This window comes from Paraburkholderia sp. BCC1885, assembly GCF_900996235.1.
Lineage (GTDB): Bacteria > Pseudomonadota > Gammaproteobacteria > Burkholderiales > Burkholderiaceae > Paraburkholderia.
This window is the reverse complement of record NZ_CAAJGM010000237.1, coordinates 1-19,605: the sequence shown is the minus strand read 5'-3', so window position 1 is coordinate 19,605 and position 19,605 is coordinate 1. Positions and strand designations below refer to the sequence as shown.

Below are 19,605 nucleotides of genomic sequence, written 5' to 3'. Positions count from 1 at the left end.
TTCAAACATCGAGATCAATTTCTGGTCGGTATTCATTCGGTTCCCAACAAGAAAACGACTTTCGAGACCCGCCAATTTCGAATGTGGCGAACAGTCAGGCTGAAAATGATTTGTTCAGACCTTCCCTAGCCAGCGTGTATTGGGTTGCGCACCCAGAAACAGGAAAACGTGCCGGATAGGTTTATGTTCGATTTGCCCCTGCCGGTCCAGACGCACGCCCTCCAGATGGGCCTCGCCGCATAGCTCGATGATCTGCGTTTTGACGTGCAGCGTGATATTGGTGGCTGCATTGATACGGCGGATCAGATAAGCCGACATGCTCGCACTGAGTCCCTCGCCGCGAATCACTACGTGGACATGGCGCGCGAATTTCGCGAGGAATACCGCGGCCTGTCCGGCCGAATTGCCGCCACCGACCACGATCAGCTCTTCGTTATTGCAGAACGCCCCTTCCATGAAGGTCGCGCTGTAGTAGATGCCGCGTCCTTCGAAATGTTCGAGACGATTCAGGTCCGGCTTCCGGTACCGCGCGCCAGTCGCGATGACGACCGAGCGCGCATAGACGCTCTCGTTATGATCCAGGCCGATGTGAAATACCTGGGAGTCCATACAGTCGATCGTCAGCGCTTCGATGGGCACGCCCACTTCGGCGCCGAACTTGCGGCATTGCGACAGGCCGCGGCCGGCCAGCGCCTGGCCCGATATGCCGGTGGGAAAGCCAAAGTAGTTCTCGATCTTCGAACTGGTGCCGGCCTGGCCGCCCGGCGCCTTGGCGTCCAGTACCGCGACCTGCAGCCCTTCGGACGCCGCGTAGACGGCGGCCGCGAGCCCCGCCGGTCCCGCGCCCACCACCACAAGATCGAAGCGCTCGCCGTTGAGCTTGTCCGGACTTAGACCGATGGCATCGGCGACGGCGCGGTGGCTAGGCTGCTTCAGCACGGCGCCCTGCAGCGTGACCACTACCGGAATGTCGGCCTCGGTGGCGTCATAGCGCGCTAGAAGCTCTTGAGATTCGGCGTGCTCGACGATATCGAAGTAAGCCGAGGGTTGGCCGTTGCGGCTCAGGAAGTGACGCAGCCGCAGGGTTGGCGCGGAGGAGGTGCTGCCGATCACCATCAGGCCGACATGCGGCCCCTGGATGAAAGCGACCCGGCGCAGGATGTAAGCGCGCATGATGGTTTCGCTCAACTCGGCTTCGGCCGTGACGAGCGCGCGCAGCGATTCCTCGTCGATGGCGATGACTTCGCAATCGGTCAGGGCGCGCGTGGTGGCTGCCGCGCCGCGGCCGGCCAGCGTGCCCACTTCGCCGGTGAAACTGCCGGGGCCGTGCGTGCCGAGCACGCGAGGGCCGTGCACGGAGCCGCGGGTTCCCTCGATGGTGCCGGAGAGAATCGCGAACATGCCGGTGTGGCGCTCGCCTTCGGAATAGAGAATGTCGTCGGCCTTCAGCTTGCGGCGCTCGCCGTATCGCTCAAGAATGGTCAACTGCTTTTCGTCGAGCGTGGGATACACCTGATGGTAGCGGCTGCCACCTGACGCCAGGTCGTGGGGATTGCCGGAAGAGTCTTTGCCCATGGCGGATTCCATCAAGTCGGGAAGCGGTACGTGCGGCGCAACGGCTGCGTCCAGGGTGACTATCATATCGCCGTTTTTTGCGCGTCAAACCGGCGGCTGAACGAGGCATCCCAAAGGCGTGCGGGCTCGCTTCGAGAAGATGGCCCGGCTGCACCGGATGCCGCGCGGGCGCGCTGGAATCGTCTTCCTTAAGGCTCATTCCTCGCGCTTTGGCGGCGTTCCGCCCGGCAACGTGTAAACTGCTGACTTTTTTGACTCCGGTGGTATGTTGCAAGCCCCACAGCGCACAGCCCTCAGCGGTCCGGCGCTCATCCGCGCACTTGCCCGCCTGACGGACCTCGACGTCCCCGCATCCAGTCAATCGCTTTCGGACCGGCTCAGCCAGTGGCTCGGCTGGACCGACGCCATTGGGCTGTCGACGGCGTTGGGCGGCAAGCCGCCCGCCGTGCCTGCCGGGGCGCGCGTGGACGGCCCCGCCGAGGAGGCCGAATGTGCCCGCGTGCGCGCGTCGCTGACCCAGGCCATCGTCGGCGACGGCACCCTGGGCGTGGCGCGGCGGCGCGCGCCGTCTGTGTCTGCGCAAGCACGGGCCGCTCAGGATGCCGCGGCGGAACCCGCGGTCGATTACGCCGTGTTCCGGCAGCGCTACCTCTCCATTCAGCAGACCATGGAGACGGCGATCGGCAATCTGCGCGGGCGTCTGCGCGCCCTGCTGGCGACGCGCACGCCCTCCATGGCCCGCCTCGCGCTCGTGGATGCCGTCATGGAGCGCGCCCTGAGCGCCCGCGAGCACAACCTGCTGGCGACGCTGCCCGGCATGCTGGCCGGACACTTCGAGCGTTTGCGCCAGGCGGAGCGCGACGCGCTGGCCGCCGCCGAAGCCTCGGACGACGGGGCAGGCGGCCGATCCGGCGCATGGCTCGACCTGTTCCGCAAGGATATGCAGGGCGTGCTGCTCGCCGAGCTGGAAGTTCGTTTTCAACCGGTCGAAGGCTTGCTCGCGGCCCTTCTCACCCGCTAACTGGGACACTATGTCCAGATATCTCAATCTCGTGGTTTTTCTCGCCGGTCTCGCGGCGGTTTGCTGGATCGGCGCCGGGTATGTGGCCGCCAACCCGCTCGCGCTGGCCGTCACGCTGCTGATCGGCGTCTGCTATCTGGCGGGCGCGCTGGAGCTGTATCGCTACAGCGAGGCCACCGCTACCTTGACGCGCGCGGTGACGGACCTGTCCGAAGCGCCGCGCAGCCTCGGAACATGGCTCGAACCCTTGCATCCCGGTTTGCGCAATGCGGTGCGGCTGCGGGTCGAAGGCGAGCGCGCGGCGCTGCCGGGGCCGGCGCTCACGCCCTATCTGGTCGGCCTGCTGGTGCTGCTGGGGATGCTCGGCACGCTGCTGGGCATGGTGGCGACCCTGCGCGGCACCGGCATGGCGCTGGAAAGCTCGACAGATCTGGAGGCGATTCGCGCGTCGCTCGCGGCGCCGGTGAAGGGACTCGGCTTCGCCTTCGGCACCTCGATTGCGGGCGTCGCCGCGTCCGCCATGCTGGGGCTGCTGTCCGCCTTGTGCCGGCGCGAGCGGATCGGCGCGGGACAACTGTTGGACGTGAAGATTGCGTCGGTATTGCGCATCTACTCGCAGTCTTATCAGCGTGAGGAGACCTTCAAGCTGTTGCAGCGCCAGGCGGACGTCATGCCGACGCTGGTCGACCGGCTGCAGACCATGATGGCGGCCATCGAGCGCCAGAGTCTCACCCTGAACGAACGGCAGATGGCAGCCCAGGAAGCGTTCCACGGCAGGACGGAGACCGCTTACGCGCGTCTGGCCGCCAACGTGGAGCAGTCGTTGAAGTCGAGCGTCGCCGACAGCGCGCGCGCCGCCAGCGCGGCGCTCAAACCCGTCATGGAAGCCACGCTAGCGGGTCTCGCACGCGAGACGTCCGCATTGCACGACACCGTCACCCATGCCGTGCAGCGGCAACTGGATGGGCTGTCGTCCGGCTTCGCGGCCAGCACCACAACCGTGGCGGACATCTGGAACCAGGCGCTGGCCGGCCAGCAGCGCTCGAACGAGGCATTGACCGGGCATCTGCGCGCGTCGCTGGACCGTTTCAGCGAGACTTTCGAGCAACGTTCGGCCGGCTTGCTGGAGGGCGTCTCGGCGCGTCTGGAGGCCACGGCGGCCAAGGTATCCGAGGCGTGGGGCGAAGCGCTGGCACGTCAGGAGCAGGCCGGCGAGAAGCTGGCCGGCCACAACCAGCAAGCCCTCATGGCGGCTGCGGCGAGCTTCGAGCAGCACGCGGCGTCGCTGCTGCATACGGTCGGTCAGTCGCATGCGGATTGGCAGACGGAACTCGGTTCGCGCGATGAAGAGCGCCTCGCGGCATGGACCGAATCGCTCGGCTCGATGGCGGCCACCTTGAGCCGAGAATGGGAAGCGGCGGGCGCGCGCACTGCGAGCCGTCAGCAGGAAATGGGCGAGACGCTGGCGCAGACGGCGCGGGATATCTCCGCGCAGACCCAGGCGCACGCCACCCAGACCATCGCCGAGATCGACCGCCTCGTGCAGGCGGCCGCGGAAGCGCCCAAGGCGGCGGCGAACCTGCAGGCCGAACTGGCGGCGCGCGATCAGCAGCGTCTCACGGCCTGGACCGAGGCGCTGGACACGATGGCGACGACCTTGAGCCGGGAATGGGAAGCGGCGGGCACGCGCACCGCGAGCCGTCAGCAGGAGATCTGCGACACGCTCGCGCAAACCGCGCGCGAGATCGCCGCGCAGACCCAGGCGCACGCCAGCAATACCATCGCCGAAATTTCCGGACTGGTGCAGGCGGCCTCGGAAGCGCCGCGGGCGGCCGCCGAGGTGGTCGCCGAACTGCGCCAGAAGCTCTCCGAAAGCATGGCCCGCGACACCGCGATGCTCGAAGAGCGCAGCCGTCTGCTGGCGACACTTGAGACCTTGCTGGATGCCGTGAACCACGCATCGACCGAGCAGCGTTCGGCGGCCGACGGGCTCATCACCACCACGGCGGATCTGCTGGAGCGGGTCGGCACGCAGTTCGCCGACAAAGTCGAGCAGGAGACCGGCAAGCTGGGCAGCGTGGCGGCGCAGGTTACGGGCAGTGCCGTCGAGGTGGCGAGCCTCGGCGACGCTTTCGGTGCGGCGGTCCACGTATTCGGCGAGTCGAACGACAAGCTGGTGGCGCACCTGCAGCGCATCGAAGCCGCGCTGGACAAATCGCTCGCCCGCAGTGACGAGCAGCTTGCCTACTATGTGGCGCAGGCGCGTGAGGTGATCGACCTGAGCATGATGTCGCAGAAGCAGATTATCGAAGACCTGCAGCGGCTCGGCAGCCAGCGCGCGTCCGCTGGAGTCGATGCGGTATGAGCGAGGAAATCGACGGCGGCATGGAGACCGCGGCGCCAATCTGGCCCGTCTTTGCCGACCTGATGTCGGTGCTGCTGGGCGCCTTTGTGCTGATCCTGGTGGGCGTCATCGGCGTGCAGCTCGAACTGTCGACGCGGCTCGATCAGGAGGTCAAGCAGCGGCAGATGGAAACGCAGCGCCGCAAAACCCTGGAACAGGCGCTGGCGGTGCCGCTGGCGGCAGGCCGCGTGACGCTGGTGAACGGGCGCATCGGCATTAGCGGCAGCGTGCTGTTCGCGCTCAACTCCGATCAATTGCAGCCTGAAGGCCGGGAAGTGCTGAAGAGCCTGGTTGGGCCGCTGTCCGCGTATCTGCAGGCGCGTGGCGAAATCCTGATGGTGAGCGGCTTCACCGATGACCGCCAGGTGGGCGAGGCGAACCGCCGCTTTGCCGACAACTGGGAACTGTCGGCGCAGCGCGCGTTGACGGTGACGCGTGCCTTGATCGACGCGGGCATTCCGGCCTCGTCGGTGTTTGCGGCCGCGTTCGGCTCGCAGCAGCCAGTCAGCTCCAATGCCGACGATCAGGGCCGCGCCAAAAACCGGCGCGTGGAACTGGCGCCGATTCCGCGGCCTTCTTCGGGCGAAGCGGTGAAGTCCGGTGAATAGCGACGTGGACCGCGCGCTTGAGGAATCCGGCACCGCCCGCGCGACGCTCGATGCATGGCGCGCGCGCGGCGCCGATCGCATGGATCCGCTGCGCTTTCATTTCATGGAAGCGCTGGAGCGGCGCACGGCCGGCCATAGCGGCGCGGCGCGGCGCATTCTGGACGAGCGCCTGAGCGGTTTGCTGGCGGCTTATGCCGAGGCGCTCGAGAAGGCCGCGGTTGCGATGGGCGAGGCGGCAGATACAGCTGCCGCGGGTGTCGGGCCTGACCCAGGCCGGCCGGCGCCCCTGAACCCGCGCGGGTCTGCACGCGGTGCGCTGGGCGAATTGCTCGACCAGATTGCCGGCCGGGTACCTTCAGCGGAGACTGGCCGAGCCGCCGTAGACCATGCCGCGCCGTCTCGACCGGCGCCGTGGCCCGAACTCGCGGTGCTCGAATATTTCAGGGAAGTCTGGTCCAGGCTCGGTACGGAAAAACAGTTGCAGCAATCGCAGCAGCAGGTGCCGGGCAATGCCGGTCCCCTCAATTCAAGCAGCCTCGTGCATCGGTCGCTTTCGCTGATGCAGGAGTTGTCGCCCGGCTATCTCCAGCAGTTTCTGTCTTACGTCGACGCCTTGTCGTGGCTGGAGCAGATGGGCGCCGCCGGCGTGCCGCCGGGTAAAGAGACGCCTCGTGCCGCGGGGACGAAGAAGGGTACGCGCGGTACTTCACGTTAGCGCGTCGTGTGCTTCGCGGGCTGCGTTTGAGTTGGAGAGGCCGCCGCGCGGCGTGCCGCGTGCGGTCTCCGGGTTGCTTTCAGATCGAATACGGCTCGTTCACGAGGGTGCTGCCGAGCGCCATCAGTTCGCCGTCCTGTTCGGCCAGCGCCAGCGGCACCTGATCCCGCAGAAACTCGACGAAGGTCTTGATCTTGGCGTCGAGGTAACGGCGCGAGGCGTACATCGCATAGATATTGTTGGACCGCAGACGGTGGCCGGGCAGCACGCGCACCAGACTGCCGTCGCGCAGGCCCGGCAGCGCCACGGAAATCGGCAGCGGCCCGATGCCCATACCCGCACGAATGACCTCGCCGAGCGCCTCCGCCACGTTCACGGTGAGCGGCGCGGGCTTGACGTGACGGAACACCGCTTCGTCCGCACCTTCGAAATGCCATTGCCCGAGCGGAACGTCGGGCAATACCAGTTGCAGGCAGGTGTGCTTGTTCAGATCGACGAGCCGGGTCGGCATGCCGTACTTCGAGAGGTAGCGCGGCGAGGCGCACAGTATCGTATACAGACTGCCGATGCGCTGCGACACCAGCGCCGAATCCGCCAGTTCACGCGCCACTACCACGGAAACGTCGAACCCTTCGTCGATGATGTCCGGCACCCGCTGGGCCAGCACGAGATCGATCAGCACCTCGGGGAAGCGCTTGCGGTAGCGCGCGATGAGCGGCGCCAGATGATGCTGGCCGAAACTGGTCGTGGCATGCACCCGCAGCTTGCCGGACGGCTGCGCGCCGGCGCCCGCCGCCTCGGCCTCCGCCAGATCGACCTGGGCCAGAATCTGCTCGCAGTGCTGCAAATAGCGCTCGCCCGCTTCGGTGAGCGATAGATGCCGCGTCGTTCTGTGCAGCAGCCGCGTGTGCAGGCGCGACTCCAGATCGGTGATCGCGCGCGATGCCTGGGGCGTGGTCACCGACGCCAGGGCCGCAGCTTTTGTGAAGCTGCCGGCCTCGACGACGCGAGCGAACATCCGCATGCTTTCCAAGGTGTCCATCGGAATCCTGAGATACAAATAAAAGGGGTGACGCAGACGGACAACGTGGCGACAGGCTCTGCCGGCCGTTCCCGGTTGAGAGGCTGCCCAGATAGCGCGGACCGCCGCGAGCGCATGGGGCCGGTGAACGTGAACCGTGGAGCGCCGACATGAGCCGCGCCGGCGCGCTGGGAAACACCACGCCGCGGTAAATCGATCAGGAAGACAAACCGCCAGGTTGCCCATTTGGAGACGCCTTTATTGTATCTTGATGACGATTTTCCTTATTGCGACGATATTCAACAAAACAGTCTTTCTGGGTGCAAGGATAATATCGTCTAAATGACCATGCTGGCTTTGGGCGGTGGCTTGACACCCGTATTGAATGCGCCTAAATAAAACTACGCAGCGCTGTACTACGCTTCCCGCGCGTGGGGTTCATGCGAGTTATTTAAGCGAGCCTACCGATGAAACTGGTGACACTCGAAAATGATCCCGATAATTCGTGGTCTTTGAACAATACGCTTCGACATGCAGGTTATCACTGCCGGGGCTATTCTAATATCGATGAATTGCTTGAAAGTCCGTGGTCCGCGGAGTCCGATCTGGCAATTATCGAAGGCGATGGGCTCGACAAGGGCCTGGTTGAATTCGTCGCGCAGACACTTTGGCCTGAGCGGCCGATGCTGTTCGTCGGCACCGACGAACGTCTGCTGAGCAGCCTGACCCGCGACGCCGACGCCTATCTCGTCAAGCCGGTCTCCGTGCGAGGCCTCGTGGCATGCGTCAAAAGCACGCTCAGCAGGGCGTGGGACGAGTACGCGAGTTCGGGCACGACGGAGTTCGGGCGCTACGTGTTCGAGACGCACGAGCGCAACGTCCTAGTTGACGGCAAGCGTGTCGCCCTTACCCAGAAAGAGTTCCAGCTGGCCTTGCTGCTGTTCAGAAACCTCGCGCGGCCGGTTTCGCGCGTCTATCTGGCAGGTACTGTGTGGCGCCACGACGAACGGATCAACGCGCGCACCATGACGGCGCACATCTCCACCATCCGCTCGAAACTTCAGCTAGGCGACGACGGCGACTACGCCCTCACGCCGATCTATAACTACGGCTACCGGCTCGACCCGGTGCGTCGCAATCGCACGTTGAATCCGAATCCAGCAAGGCAAGCCGTTCCCACTACGCCAGCCGTCGCCTCGCACTGATGGCATTCAACACGTGCTCACTATGTGAGCCGTGGCGCGCGTTCAGATATCCATCGGATTTAGAAAATATCTATTCCTGAATTGGAAACAAATGGATATCGGGGCGTCGCTTTTTCTAATTGTTATCAAATTTGATAATCATGTTTTTCGTATTCGACTAACAATCCCCACGATGCGAAAAATTTGGCCCCTTTTTACCGCTTGACGTGCGTGTTTCGACGCTATTTAGGTCATTGCAGCCGGTCCCGGCATTCAACAGACTCGTGTTGCGTCATTGGGACATCTATCTGATTCGCGTGTGCGCAAAAGAGTGTTTTTGGTAGACTCGTAATCAAAGTAGTAAACGAATCCCAAATAAATGTAGTTTCGCTCCAAGACGGGCGGAGCGCAGACAGGAGACCGGATCCGGCGCAACGCCTGTGAATCCGAGACGAATTCTGTGTGGCCCCCGCTGTGAGCGCCCCTTAAAAAATTGATGCCTGCCCGGCATTGCCGGCGTAGGCAGTATCCCGCGCAGTTGGTGTTCCATTTAACAGGGTATGGAGGAGATGATGAAGTCCAAGAAGACTTTGCTGGCCATCGCGTTGATGTCGGCTGGCGCTGTTGCACACGCTCAGAGCAGCGTGACGCTGTACGGCCGCCTGGACGCGGGTATCGAATACATGAATGGCTTGCCGGGCAACAACGGTACAGGTCACACCTCGCGCTTCCGCCAGGAAAGCGGTGACTGGGGCACGAGCCTGTGGGGTTTGAAAGGCGTAGAGGATCTGGGTGGCGGCACCAAGGCCGTTTTTCAGTTGGAAGGTGCATTTAGTACTGCTACAGGCTCGCTGGGTCTGAACGGCTCGCTGTTCGACCGGATTGCGAACGTCGGTCTGTCCAACGACCAGTTCGGTACTTTCTTGATGGGCCGCCAACTGCAGATCGCTAACGGCGACTGGGACTTCGATCCGTTCGGTCAGTCGAACTGGTCGTCTGCTTCGCTGGTTCGGGGCCGCAACTGGGAACACACCAGCAACAATATTTCGTACCAGTCGCCCAAGTTTGGCGGCGTCGACGTGTACGGCGAATATGGTTTGGGGAATTCGACGAGCTTCAACGAAGGCGCACCGGGTGCGGCAACCGGCCGTACCGACGGTCTGCAAGTGACGTACACGAATTCGCTGTTCCAGTTGCGCGGCATCTACGACGAAATCCGCGATCCGATCAACGGCGCGCTGGACAATCCGTTCACCGCATCGCGTGAATACTTCGCCGGCGCCAACCTGTTCCTCGGCAAGTTCAAGGTGCAGGCGGCTTACACGGCTGAGCGTACTTCGGGTGGCGTACTTACGCCGGCGGGCTCGCCGTCGGCGCCGACTACGGCCGACATGGAATGGGGTGGTGTGACGTATCAGGCGACGCCGGCTGCCGCACTGATCGCCGCGGTGTATCACGTCAATGCGAACAACGGCGGCGGCAACGCGACGATCTATACGATCGGCGGCTCGTACAACATCTCGAAGCGGACCTTGTTCGATATCCAGATCGCGAGCGTGCATAACAGCTCGACGGCGAACTTTGGTCTGGATGCCAACAGCGAAGGCCCTGGCGGTCTGAACGATGGTTCGTTCAACGAGAACCCGGTGCCGGGACACAGCCAGACCGGCGTGTACGCGGGCATTCAGCACTCGTTCTAAGTTGATCTGTACCGGCAGCCTGGCTGCCGGCTGTTTTTCACGCAGCCACGAGAGGCGCGTCTCGGCGTATTGCCATTGCGGCAATGCGCCGTTTTTTTTGCTCGCGTTTTGCTATTTATGTTTGGATGCGCGGCGCGGCGGCCTGAAACGAACGGCCGCCGCCCGGAGGAAACGCTACATCAGAAAATATTGCGCAGACCGATCGCGACGCCGGTCTGGTTGTTGCGACCTGGATAGTCCGCGAGGAACGCACCCGTGCCGCGGGTGAAGTCCACTGTGCCATAGACTTCAGTGCGCTTGGACAGGGAGTATTCGGCAAGGACCGTGGCGGAGTAGTTGATACCCACGCCGAGGCCGCCGTCGAGCATGGCTGCGTTGCGCGCGTGGTCGTAGTAGCCGGCCAGCGTCAGCGCGAGCGGCGGGGTCACCTGCCAGGTCGAACCCACGTAGAAGCTGTCGTCGATACGGTCGGGGCTCACGCCTGGCAGTAGCGGCGCGCCGGCCTGTTGCATGTCGACATCGGCGAGACCGGTGTTGTCCTGCGAGTGCAGCCAGCCTGCGAGGAACTTCACGGTCGGGGTAAACGTGTAAACAGTGCTCACGTTCACGATGTTGAACTTCTTGCCCGCTACGTCGTTCTGCTGGAAGCCCACGTCGGCTTGCACTGGTCCGAGTGCATACGAGGCCGTGAGACCGTACATGCTGTTTTCGCCCGTGCTGCCCGGCACGCCGCCGAAACCGTACATGCCTTCGATATTCAGTCCACCGAAGTGACCGTTGTACTTGACGGAGCTGTTCGTGAACAGGAACGGGCCGACCGGGTTGTATACCCAGCTATCCTGCCAGTAGTCCGCGACCGTCAACGGATCGTAGATGTTGCCCATCATGTCGAAGAACGGCGATTGCTGGCGACCGATGGTGAACGTGCCGTACTGGTCGCTCGAAATCCCGACGTAGGCGTTACGCTGGAATAGCGTGTTGTTGGTGTTATCGAGTTTGCCCGTCCAGAGCTGGAACTGGTTTTCGAGCTTGAAGATTGCCGACAGTCCGCCGCCGAGATCTTCGGTGCCCTTCAAGCCCCAGCGGCTCGGTGTTTCAACGCCTTCTCCCATTGCCAACTGACCGTTATTCGCCGAGTCCGCGTTAGTCAGATAACGGACGCTCGTATCGACGAGGCCGTACAGCGTGACCGAACTCTGGGCGAATACATTAGGGGCGAACAGGATAAGCGCCGCTGCGCCGGTGCTTGTCAGGAGGTGGGTTTTCTTCATCTCTCTCTCCGTATGTTTTTTGTCGAAGATTGTTTCTGGCCGATGGCATTCGACACGCTCGATGGTGCTGAGGACGTAACGGCGAGGCCGATGTCATCGTGCATCGTGCGCGTTTGATGCTTGTTGAATTGGGGCGAATCGAGTCTGGATGCATGCCTGGAGTGGCGGGCGCAAACGTCCGGGCAATAACGCTTGAGGGATATTGCCAATGGACATTGATGCGTTTTGCACGCGCGCGACATGGTCCCCAAGTGTCTCCTTCGCCGCGAGGAAATTCTACGATAAAGGTCTGCCATTAGTTGTGCATGCAATGAGTTCGACTAAGGAGTGTCGTTTTTTTGACGAAATCGACTAGCGCTGTTTGCGAAAAATATTTCTGCGTGTTGACCGTTTTAGGCGGCGGGGTTGCAAGGGTGTTTATGCGGGTTTCTACGGATTATTGAAGGACGGGGGCCGCGCCTGCTGATTTGGAAAACTATTCAAGGCGCGTTCAAACGAAACGACCAGCTTGACTATTCGTCCTACGAAACTATTTGATGCGTGGCTTTGACGATACGGATCGCTATCGATCATGTTGGTCCACCTCTGCGATCCACCCGTTCGCGTCGGGAATAAGTTCGCGATATGAGGACTCGGGAATTGCTCTCGTCCTCGCTGCGAGCGGTACACGGCCATTGCCGCGCCTCTCAGGAATGGGCCGTCTGATCCCTTGTAGGAGGGGCTTGTGATAGCTCGAGTCCGGATCGTGGACGCGCGCGCATAGGGGAATTGTCTACTGTCGAGCCTGCCCTTGATTGGTCTGAAGTGCTGTTATTAATAAGGAATCCATAATTAAAGATTGAAAGTACCGAATGAATCTTTGGCAGGTAAATTCAACGCGAAATAACAGTTTTTAACGTTACTTCCCTCTTCAGGACTTTCTCATCTGTCTCATGCGTGTGGTGCCGAACAGTGTGCTCGCACCTGCTCAACTACCTTTGATTCGCGTCTGTATCAGGCGGGATGCATCCCATTTGTGTCGGGTCGTAGAGGTGCACGTGCTGCGCGCACGGATCACATTCCGTCATGTCCAGATCGGTTTTAAGAACGGCGCTCGGGGCAGGGTTGGTTACCGATTCTGCTGTGACCGGTCGAGAAGAACCGACTTCGTTAAAAGGCGGACTTCCAGAGACTGATTACTAAATAGCTTTACATAAATGATTAGGGGTACGTGATGAAAAGAGATAAAAAAGCATCCAGCACGATCGGCGTATGCAGGGTGGCGATTGCAACCGCTGTGACTTTATATGCGGGCATGGTCTGCGCCCAGTCGAACCCGGGCGCCGCGCAAACTGCGCCCGCCTGGAGCAATGGGGCTCGTCCGGCGCGCTGGGTACTGGCGCAAGATCGCACGCAGGATTGTCCCGAAGGCGCGACGCTGGGTTGCAAGAAAGACGACAGTCGCATGAATTCGTTGATCGGCAGTGCTCAGGATTCGGATGAAGGCACTGGGCTTGCGGGTTCGCAGAGTTCGCTTGGCGCGAGTACCGCGCCGAACGGTACGGGCGGCGGTGCGAACGGCGCGGCGGCAGGAGGGGACGGCGCTGGGTTGGGCAGTTCGGGGGCGGGCGGCCCGGGGTCTGGGTCTGGCTCTACGGGTGGTGGGAAGGGGAGTGGTGGAACTGGGAGTAGTGGCTCGGGTGGTAGTGGCTCGGGTGGTGCTGGTAGTGGTGGTTCGGGCGGTAGCGGCTCGGGCGGTGCTGGTAGTGGTGGTTCGGGCAGCAGTGGTTCGGGTGGTGCTGGCAGCGGTGGGTCGGGCAGTAGTGGTTCGGGCGGTGCTGGTAGCGGCGGGTCAGGCAGCAGTGGTTCGGGCGGCGCCGGCAGTGGTGGGTCAGGCAGTAGCGGCTCGGGTAGCAGCGGATCCGGCGGCGATGGATCCGGTAATGGTGGGTCTGGCAGCAGCGGCTCCGGTGGCGATGGATCCGGTACTGGCGGTTCTGGCAGCGGCGGTCATGGCGACGGCGGCCACGGCGACGGTGGTCACGGCGACGGTGGACACGGAGACGGTGGACACGGAGACGGTGGTCACGGAGACGGTGGTCACGGCGATGGTGGTCACGGTGATGGTGGTCACGGCGATGGCGGCCACGGCGATGGCGGCCATGGTGACGGCGGTCACGGCGACGGCGGCCACGGCGATGGTGGTCACGGCGATGGTGGTCACGGCGATGGCGGCCACGGTGATGGTGGTCACGGAGACGGCGGCCACGGAGACGGCGGCCACGGTGATGGTGGTCACGGCGATGGCGGCCACGGCGATGGCGGCCATGGTGACGGCGGCCACGGAGACGGTGGCCATGGCGATGGTGGTCACGGCGACGGCGGTCACGGTGATGGCGGCCACGGAGACGGTGGCCATGGAGACGGTGGTCACGGCGATGGTGGCCACGGCGACGGCGGCCACGGTGATGGCGGCCACGGTGATGGCGGCCACGGAGACGGCGGCCACGGCGATGGCGGCCATGGTGACGGCGGTCATGGCGACGGCGGCCACGGCGATGGCGGCCATGGCGGCACCGGCCATGGCGATGGTGGCCATGGCGATGGTGGCCACGGCAGCAGCGGCTCAGGTAGCAGCGGCCACGGCAGCGGTGGACAAGGCAACGGCGGTCACGGCGGCGGAAGCGGCGGTGGTTGTGGCGGTGGCCATGGCGGCCACTAATCTTGCCAATCCAGCTCTAAAAACGAGCTAGTAAGCGGGAAGCATCTTCGCGCAGCGCCTGGCCAAGATGCTTCCCCTAAGAAACAGAGAGACTGTATGGCTCTCACCTACAGCGGATTAATTTCATCCTGGCTACGCCGTGTAGTACGCGGACCTAACGCCCGCACGGTAATCGCCACGGTCAGCAGGGCGGCGGCGATGATGCCGAACATTGCCCCCGCACCCTGATCGTTCAGTACCGGCAGCAGGACAAAAGGCAAGATGCCGCTGACAAAGCGCGACAGCGAGTAAGTGCTGCCAATAGCCGTAGAACGCACGCCGGCCGGGAATATCTCAGACTGGTAAACATGGTAAGCATTGCTAAATATATTCGAAGTGCAGGTCGTCAGCGCGCCAAACAAAACGATCAACGACGCGTTGTTCGAATACGCAAAACACAGCCCACACAACGCAATGGACAGAATAGATCCGATCACGAGCGTTCGGCGTTCTATCCAGTTGAGTAGCGGGATGGAGAGCAGAGAGCCGACCGGATAACCCAGAAACGACAGCGCGATAAACAACGTTCCATCGGTGACGTCGTATCCGCGGCTTTTCACAACCGTGCTGGCCAGCGTGCCAAAGCCGTAATAGCCGAATCCTTGCAACAGATGAAAAATGGTCAGCATCAGATACCGCTTGCAATACGGTGCGCGTCGCAGCAAAGCGACGCGTTCGCGCAAGGTGATGGCGTGCCGCGTGTTCGGTGCTTCGGGGGCGATGTTCGACACGGTCACACCCGCACTCGCGGCGAAGCGTCGAAGCATGGCGTGCGCTTCCTGAACCCGCCCTTGCGCCAGAAGCCAGCGCGGGCTTTCCGGTAGCTTATGTTGCACGATCAAAACCAGCACGGCGCCAAGGCTGCCAATGGCGAGAATCACGCGCCAGCCCGCCACCGCGCCAAGGTGCATGGGGTTGAGCCAAAGCGCCAGAAATCCCACCAACGGCACGGCAACATAGGACGTGGTATAGGCCCACGCTGCCAATCGACCTCTGCGGTCCCTGGGCAAAATCTCAGACAGGAAGCTATCCGCAACCGGATAGATCGCCCCAACGCCGACGCCGGTAAGCACGCGGCAGATCACGAGCATTTCCGCGTTCACGGAGAATGCCCCGGCCAACGAGAACGCGCTGTACAGAACCAGGTTGAACAGAAACGCCTTACGCCGCCCAATCCGGTCGGCCATGCTGCCGAGGCAAAATGAACCGAAAAACATCCCGATGAATGCCGAGGCCAGCAGGAGCTTGAAGTCGGTGCTGTGCCTATCGATGCCATATTCGGTTTGCAGCGCCGTACCAATCGAGCTGACGAGAAAAATCTCGTACATGTCGAAGAACAGGCCAATGCCGATGACCAGCACGACGAAGCGATGCAACGATCCCACCGGCATGTTGTCCATCCAGCCGCCTACTGTCAGCGTATCGGCGTTGAGTGAATGCGCGGTGATTTGGCTTGTGCCGGGGGCGGCGGACGTGAAGGCGGACTGGGCGGTTATTCCTTCGCCCAGATTGTTGGTGCTCATGGCGTCTCCTTGATTTATCGGGTCATGCTGTTGTGTCGCCCACGGTTCTTGAGCCGGGTGCGTGCTGCCTATCCAAAGAATCGGTTTGCTTCGCGATTCCGGGTTAATTCAGGAGTTCTGATATTTCAATCAGGTTGAGATCCGGATCGCGCACATAGACCGAGCGGATTTTTTGCGTCGCCCCAGTCCGTTCGACCGGTCCTTCGATGATCGGCCATGCCATTGTGTTCAGATGCGCGATCACCTCGTCGAGCGGTACGGACGCGATGAAACACAGGTCGAGCGCGCCGGGAACAGGCAGGTGTGCCTTGGGTTCGAACTCGGCACCTCGAACATGGAGGTTGATCTTCTGATTGCCAAAGCGGAACGCGAGACGCCCCGCACCGAAAGTCTCAAGCTCCATTTGCAGGACTTTCGTGTAGAAATGCCTGGTTGCTTCGGGGTCGACGCAAGTCAGGACCAGATGATCAAGATGGTCGATCAATGACATCGCAAACTCCTCGCTCAGCAAAGCACACGATTAGAAATGCCGCCAGCGGGGCCAGCGGATTTCGGATAACGATAATGAGGGCGTGACTGCTCCACGTCATGTCATTATGCTGCTGCATTTCCGGCGACCTGATAATCGATGGATTCTCAAGGATGCTTTCCATTCGGGAAAGGCTCGTAGGCGCGGCCGCCGATCGTGCGTCAAAACGACACGCAACTCGGGTGCTCGTCTGGATATGTCCGAATCGAAGTGATAGACTTCGGCGCGTTATTGCGCCTATCAAACATGACCTTCTGCAACCGCAAATACCTGACCGCGTGGCTTGGCCTGATCGCCATGTGGCTCATCGTGTTTGCACCGGTCGTGAGCCAGCTGGTCGCCTCGGCCCGCGCGAATGAACCCGTCGCCGCGCTCTGCTCGGCCGCACAACCCAACACTTCCGATCATCACGCCGGTGTCGATTCACTGGATGCCTGCGGATACTGCAATCTGCTGTCACATCACGTGGCAGCGCCGCCGCTTCCTCCCGTCGCGCTTTCTGCTTTCGTAATCCTGAGTGCGACCGTCACGCCGGTGTTGAACACGCGCTTTACGCCGCTTGGTGCCTTTCCTTCCGGCCGCCCGCGCGGCCCGCCCGCCGTTTCCTGATTGCCGCTTATTGCTGCTGGCCGTGCATAGCCATGTGTCCGTGAAGGATGCGCGCGGCCGCTTGTCCAATGCATTCGGGAAACCTCCATGCTCAACTTCGCCTGGCGAAGACCGCGCCTTTGCGTTCAAAAAATGGCGCGCCATGTCTCGCCGCTAACACTTGGCCTGTTGCCGCTTTCTGTTGTGCCTTCGTGGGCTCACGCCGACGACGCGGTCAAAGGCGTGACCTTACCCGCGCTCACCGTTACCGCGAGCGCGCCTAAGCCGATCACCGTCGTCCCTGATCTGCCGGCCACGGTAGAAACGGTGACGCCCACCCAGTTTCAAAACTGGAATGTGGTGAACACCGAGGACGTGCTGCAATACATGCCCAACCTCGCGGTTCGCAAGCGCTTTATCGGCGACCTGAATTCGATCATTGCCGTGCGCGGCACGAGCAATAGCCAAAGCGCGCGTGGGCTTGTCTACGCCGACGGCATGTTGCTAAGCAATCTGCTCGGCAATAGCTATTCATTTCCACCCGAGTGGTCGATGGTGTCTCCGGACGAGATCCAGCAGGTGAGCGTGATCTATGGTCCGTTTTCCGCCGCCTATCCGGGCAATTCGCTTGGTGCGACCGTGCTCATCACCACGCGCATGCCGACGCATTTTCAGGTTGATGCGGATATCAAAGGGTTCACCCAGCATTTCAACCTGTTTGGCGTAAATGGGAATTTCAACGGCAGTGAAACGAGTGCGTCGATAGGCGACAGGATCGGCAAGTTCGCGTATCTGCTCGACGTCAACCACCTCGAAAACACCAGTCAGCCGCTGCAGTTAGGCACGCTCGCCAAGTCGAATACGCCAGCTAAGGCCGCTGATATTCCCGTTACGGGCGCGTACTTTTACAACAACCAGACCAACGCGCCGACGGCGGTACTCGGTGTGAACGGAGAAGGGGTCGAGCATTCGATCAACGATCAGTTCAAGCTGAAGATGCAGTACGACTTCACGCCCACGCTACAAGGCGGATTCACACTGGGATACTGGCATCACAGCTACAACAGCCAGACGTCGACATTCCTGCACGATGCCAATGGCAACCCGATCTATAGCGGCAACGTCAACATCGGTGGTTATGAATACGCGATTCCAGCGGCTGAATTCGCGCCCAGTTCGGGCTACAGTGAAAGCCGGCTCTACGGTGTCACGCTTAAAACGCGCAATGCAACCGGCTGGAATGCCGAAGCCATTGCGTCCTACTATGACATTGGCAGTAGCGTTGCACGCACGGCCAATTCCGGCGGGTCGGGAAACGGCCCTGGCAGCATCACCTTTGGCAATGGCACCGGCTGGAAGACGCTGGATCTTAAGGCATCCTATACACCTGCTACGCCGGAAGCAGGTCGCGCCAACCATGCGTTGATATTCGGTTACCACTACGACAATTATTTTCTCGACAACACGACTTACAACACGCTGAACTGGCAAGACGGCACGGGCAGTACATTTGCCAATGCATTTGCGGGAAAGACCCAGACGCAAGCGCTTTACGCGCAGGACGCATGGCGTTTTCTGCCACGCTGGAAACTGGTATACGGCGTGCGCTATGAGGACTGGCAGGCTTACGACGGTTCCCAGGCCATCGCGGGCGCTCGGGTGCCGTATAGCGATGTTAGCGATCAGCATTTCTCGCCTAAGGCGTCGCTTTCGTTCGACCTCACCGACGATCTGAAATTGCGCGCATCCATTGGCCGAGCCTACCGGTTTCCGACCGTCAGCGAGTTGTTTCAAGGGCAGATCAACGGGTTTTCGATCGTCAACAATAATCCGAATCTCAAGCCGGAAAACGATCTGTCAAAAGAACTTACTGCTGAATGGGCTCATTGGAACGGCCTGTTTCGCTTCACCCTGTTCCAGGACGACGTCAAGAACACGATTTTCAGCCAGACGGATACGACCGTCGTGCCCAACGTCACGAACTTTCAGAACATCGGTGAGGTGCGATCGCGCGGCGTCGAGACGAGCTATGAAGGAAGCGACGTGCTCGTGCGCGGGCTCGATCTCATGACCAGCGTCGCCTACACACAATCGAAGATTCTTGCGAATGCGCAAAACCCGGCAAGCGTCGGAAAGTATTTCTATCGCATCCCGCTGTGGCGTGCCGATCTGGTGGCGAGCTACCACCTCGACGGCCGTTCGACGGTCACCGCGGGCATGCATTACTCAGGCCGGCAATACAACACGCTGACCAACACCGACACGAACCCTGACGTATTCGGTGGCACGAGCAGCTACACCGTCGCCGACGTGAAATACACCTTCAAGCCTTCGAAACTCAGTGAAATTGGTATCGGTATCGACAACCTGTTCGATGCGCGGTACTTCGTCTATCACCCTTATCCGGGCCGCACGTTCTACGTGGAAGGCAAGTTGCGGATGTGATCAGGAGAATTGAATGTCTACGACCACGACTCACTCCCTGTCTTCGGCGCGCGGAACAGCAGCTTCAGGCTATCGAACCTTATGGCGCTGGCATTTCTACGCCGGCCTTTTCGTCATGCCGTTTCTGATTGTTCTCGCCATTACCGGCACGCTTTAGGAAGGTCTGCATAAATCATGCAGGAATTGAGTTGCCAAATATGCCGTCGACTGCGACGATTTGGGCATGAGACAAGCTAATCTGGGATTGGATTTGACGACCAAACGAACGCGCAAGCGGGAGT

At 61.5% G+C, this 19,605-nt stretch carries 14 protein-coding genes and 1 pseudogene; 10 read left to right on the top strand and 5 right to left on the bottom strand.

The features are described from left to right. Window positions 1-114: 114 nt before the first annotated feature. Entirely contained in the window at window positions 115-1,575 is a 1,461-nt protein-coding gene (locus FQ755_RS30030; protein ID WP_144159597.1) for an FAD-dependent oxidoreductase, read from the bottom strand. Between the two features lie 265 nt (window positions 1,576-1,840). Here FQ755_RS30030 and FQ755_RS30025 point away from each other — a divergent pair, with 265 nt between their 5' ends. Genes FQ755_RS30025 through FQ755_RS30010 form a run of 4 tightly spaced genes read left to right on the top strand, consistent with a single transcriptional unit; the run spans window position 1,841 to window position 6,323 of the window. Further along, entirely contained in the window at window positions 1,841-2,596 is a 756-nt protein-coding gene (locus tag FQ755_RS30025) for a DUF3348 domain-containing protein (protein ID WP_144159594.1), read from the top strand. 10 nt (window positions 2,597-2,606) lie between these two features. Continuing rightward, entirely contained in the window at window positions 2,607-4,961 is a 2,355-nt protein-coding gene (locus FQ755_RS30020; RefSeq protein ID WP_144159591.1) for a DUF802 domain-containing protein, read from the top strand. Further along, the gene (locus tag FQ755_RS30015) at window positions 4,958-5,608 is read left to right on the top strand and encodes an OmpA family protein (protein WP_144159588.1); all 651 of its coding nucleotides are present in this window, start codon (window positions 4,958-4,960) and stop codon (window positions 5,606-5,608) included. The genes FQ755_RS30020 and FQ755_RS30015 overlap by 4 nt, the downstream gene beginning before the upstream one ends. Next, window positions 5,601-6,323 (top strand): DUF2894 domain-containing protein, encoded by a 723-nt coding sequence (locus FQ755_RS30010; RefSeq protein WP_260858926.1) that lies wholly within the window; start codon window positions 5,601-5,603, stop codon window positions 6,321-6,323. Before FQ755_RS30015 ends, FQ755_RS30010 begins: the two co-directional genes overlap by 8 nt. Before the next feature lie 79 nt (window positions 6,324-6,402). Here the strand turns inward: FQ755_RS30010 and FQ755_RS30005 are convergent, their stop codons facing one another. Continuing rightward, window positions 6,403-7,365, bottom strand: a complete 963-nt coding sequence (locus FQ755_RS30005) for a LysR family transcriptional regulator (RefSeq protein ID WP_144159585.1) — start codon at window positions 7,363-7,365, stop codon at window positions 6,403-6,405. Window positions 7,366-7,811: 446 nt separating this feature from the next. On the opposite strand from FQ755_RS30005, the gene FQ755_RS30000 reads away from it, so the two are divergent. Together FQ755_RS30000 and FQ755_RS29995 are read left to right on the top strand one after the other, a co-directional pair. Further along, on the top strand, window positions 7,812-8,549 hold the full coding sequence (locus FQ755_RS30000; protein WP_144159582.1) for a response regulator transcription factor: 738 nt from the start codon (window positions 7,812-7,814) through the stop codon (window positions 8,547-8,549). Between the two features lie 539 nt (window positions 8,550-9,088). Next, on the top strand, window positions 9,089-10,228 hold the full coding sequence (locus tag FQ755_RS29995) for a porin (RefSeq protein WP_144159579.1): 1,140 nt from the start codon (window positions 9,089-9,091) through the stop codon (window positions 10,226-10,228). Between the two features lie 179 nt (window positions 10,229-10,407). Here the strand turns inward: FQ755_RS29995 and FQ755_RS29990 are convergent, their stop codons facing one another. After that, the gene (locus FQ755_RS29990) at window positions 10,408-11,499 is read right to left on the bottom strand and encodes a porin (RefSeq protein WP_144159575.1); all 1,092 of its coding nucleotides are present in this window, start codon (window positions 11,497-11,499) and stop codon (window positions 10,408-10,410) included. 1,655 nt (window positions 11,500-13,154) lie between these two features. Between FQ755_RS29990 and FQ755_RS38395 the strand changes: the two genes are divergently transcribed. Further along, window positions 13,155-14,231 (top strand): hypothetical protein, encoded by a 1,077-nt coding sequence (locus FQ755_RS38395; RefSeq protein ID WP_186308695.1) that lies wholly within the window; start codon window positions 13,155-13,157, stop codon window positions 14,229-14,231. A gap of 76 nt (window positions 14,232-14,307) precedes the next feature. Here FQ755_RS38395 and FQ755_RS29985 read toward each other — a convergent pair whose 3' ends face one another. Both FQ755_RS29985 and FQ755_RS29980 read right to left on the bottom strand, forming a co-directional pair. Next, on the bottom strand, window positions 14,308-15,762 hold the full coding sequence (locus tag FQ755_RS29985; RefSeq protein ID WP_144159572.1) for an MFS transporter: 1,455 nt from the start codon (window positions 15,760-15,762) through the stop codon (window positions 14,308-14,310). A 103-nt stretch (window positions 15,763-15,865) separates the two neighbouring features. Next, window positions 15,866-16,252 (bottom strand): VOC family protein, encoded by a 387-nt coding sequence (locus FQ755_RS29980; RefSeq protein ID WP_144159569.1) that lies wholly within the window; start codon window positions 16,250-16,252, stop codon window positions 15,866-15,868. 285 nt (window positions 16,253-16,537) lie between these two features. On the opposite strand from FQ755_RS29980, the gene FQ755_RS29975 reads away from it, so the two are divergent. From FQ755_RS29975 to FQ755_RS37635, 3 genes and pseudogenes are all read left to right on the top strand, one after another. Continuing rightward, on the top strand, window positions 16,538-16,900 hold the full coding sequence (locus FQ755_RS29975) for a DUF2946 domain-containing protein (protein WP_144159566.1): 363 nt from the start codon (window positions 16,538-16,540) through the stop codon (window positions 16,898-16,900). 132 nt (window positions 16,901-17,032) lie between these two features. Next, window positions 17,033-19,324, top strand: a complete 2,292-nt coding sequence (locus tag FQ755_RS29970; protein ID WP_260858925.1) for a TonB-dependent receptor — start codon at window positions 17,033-17,035, stop codon at window positions 19,322-19,324. Between the two features lie 13 nt (window positions 19,325-19,337). Beyond that, window positions 19,338-19,478: pseudogene (locus FQ755_RS37635) on the top strand (PepSY domain-containing protein); the annotation flags it as partial. Window positions 19,479-19,605: the final 127 nt, after the last annotated feature.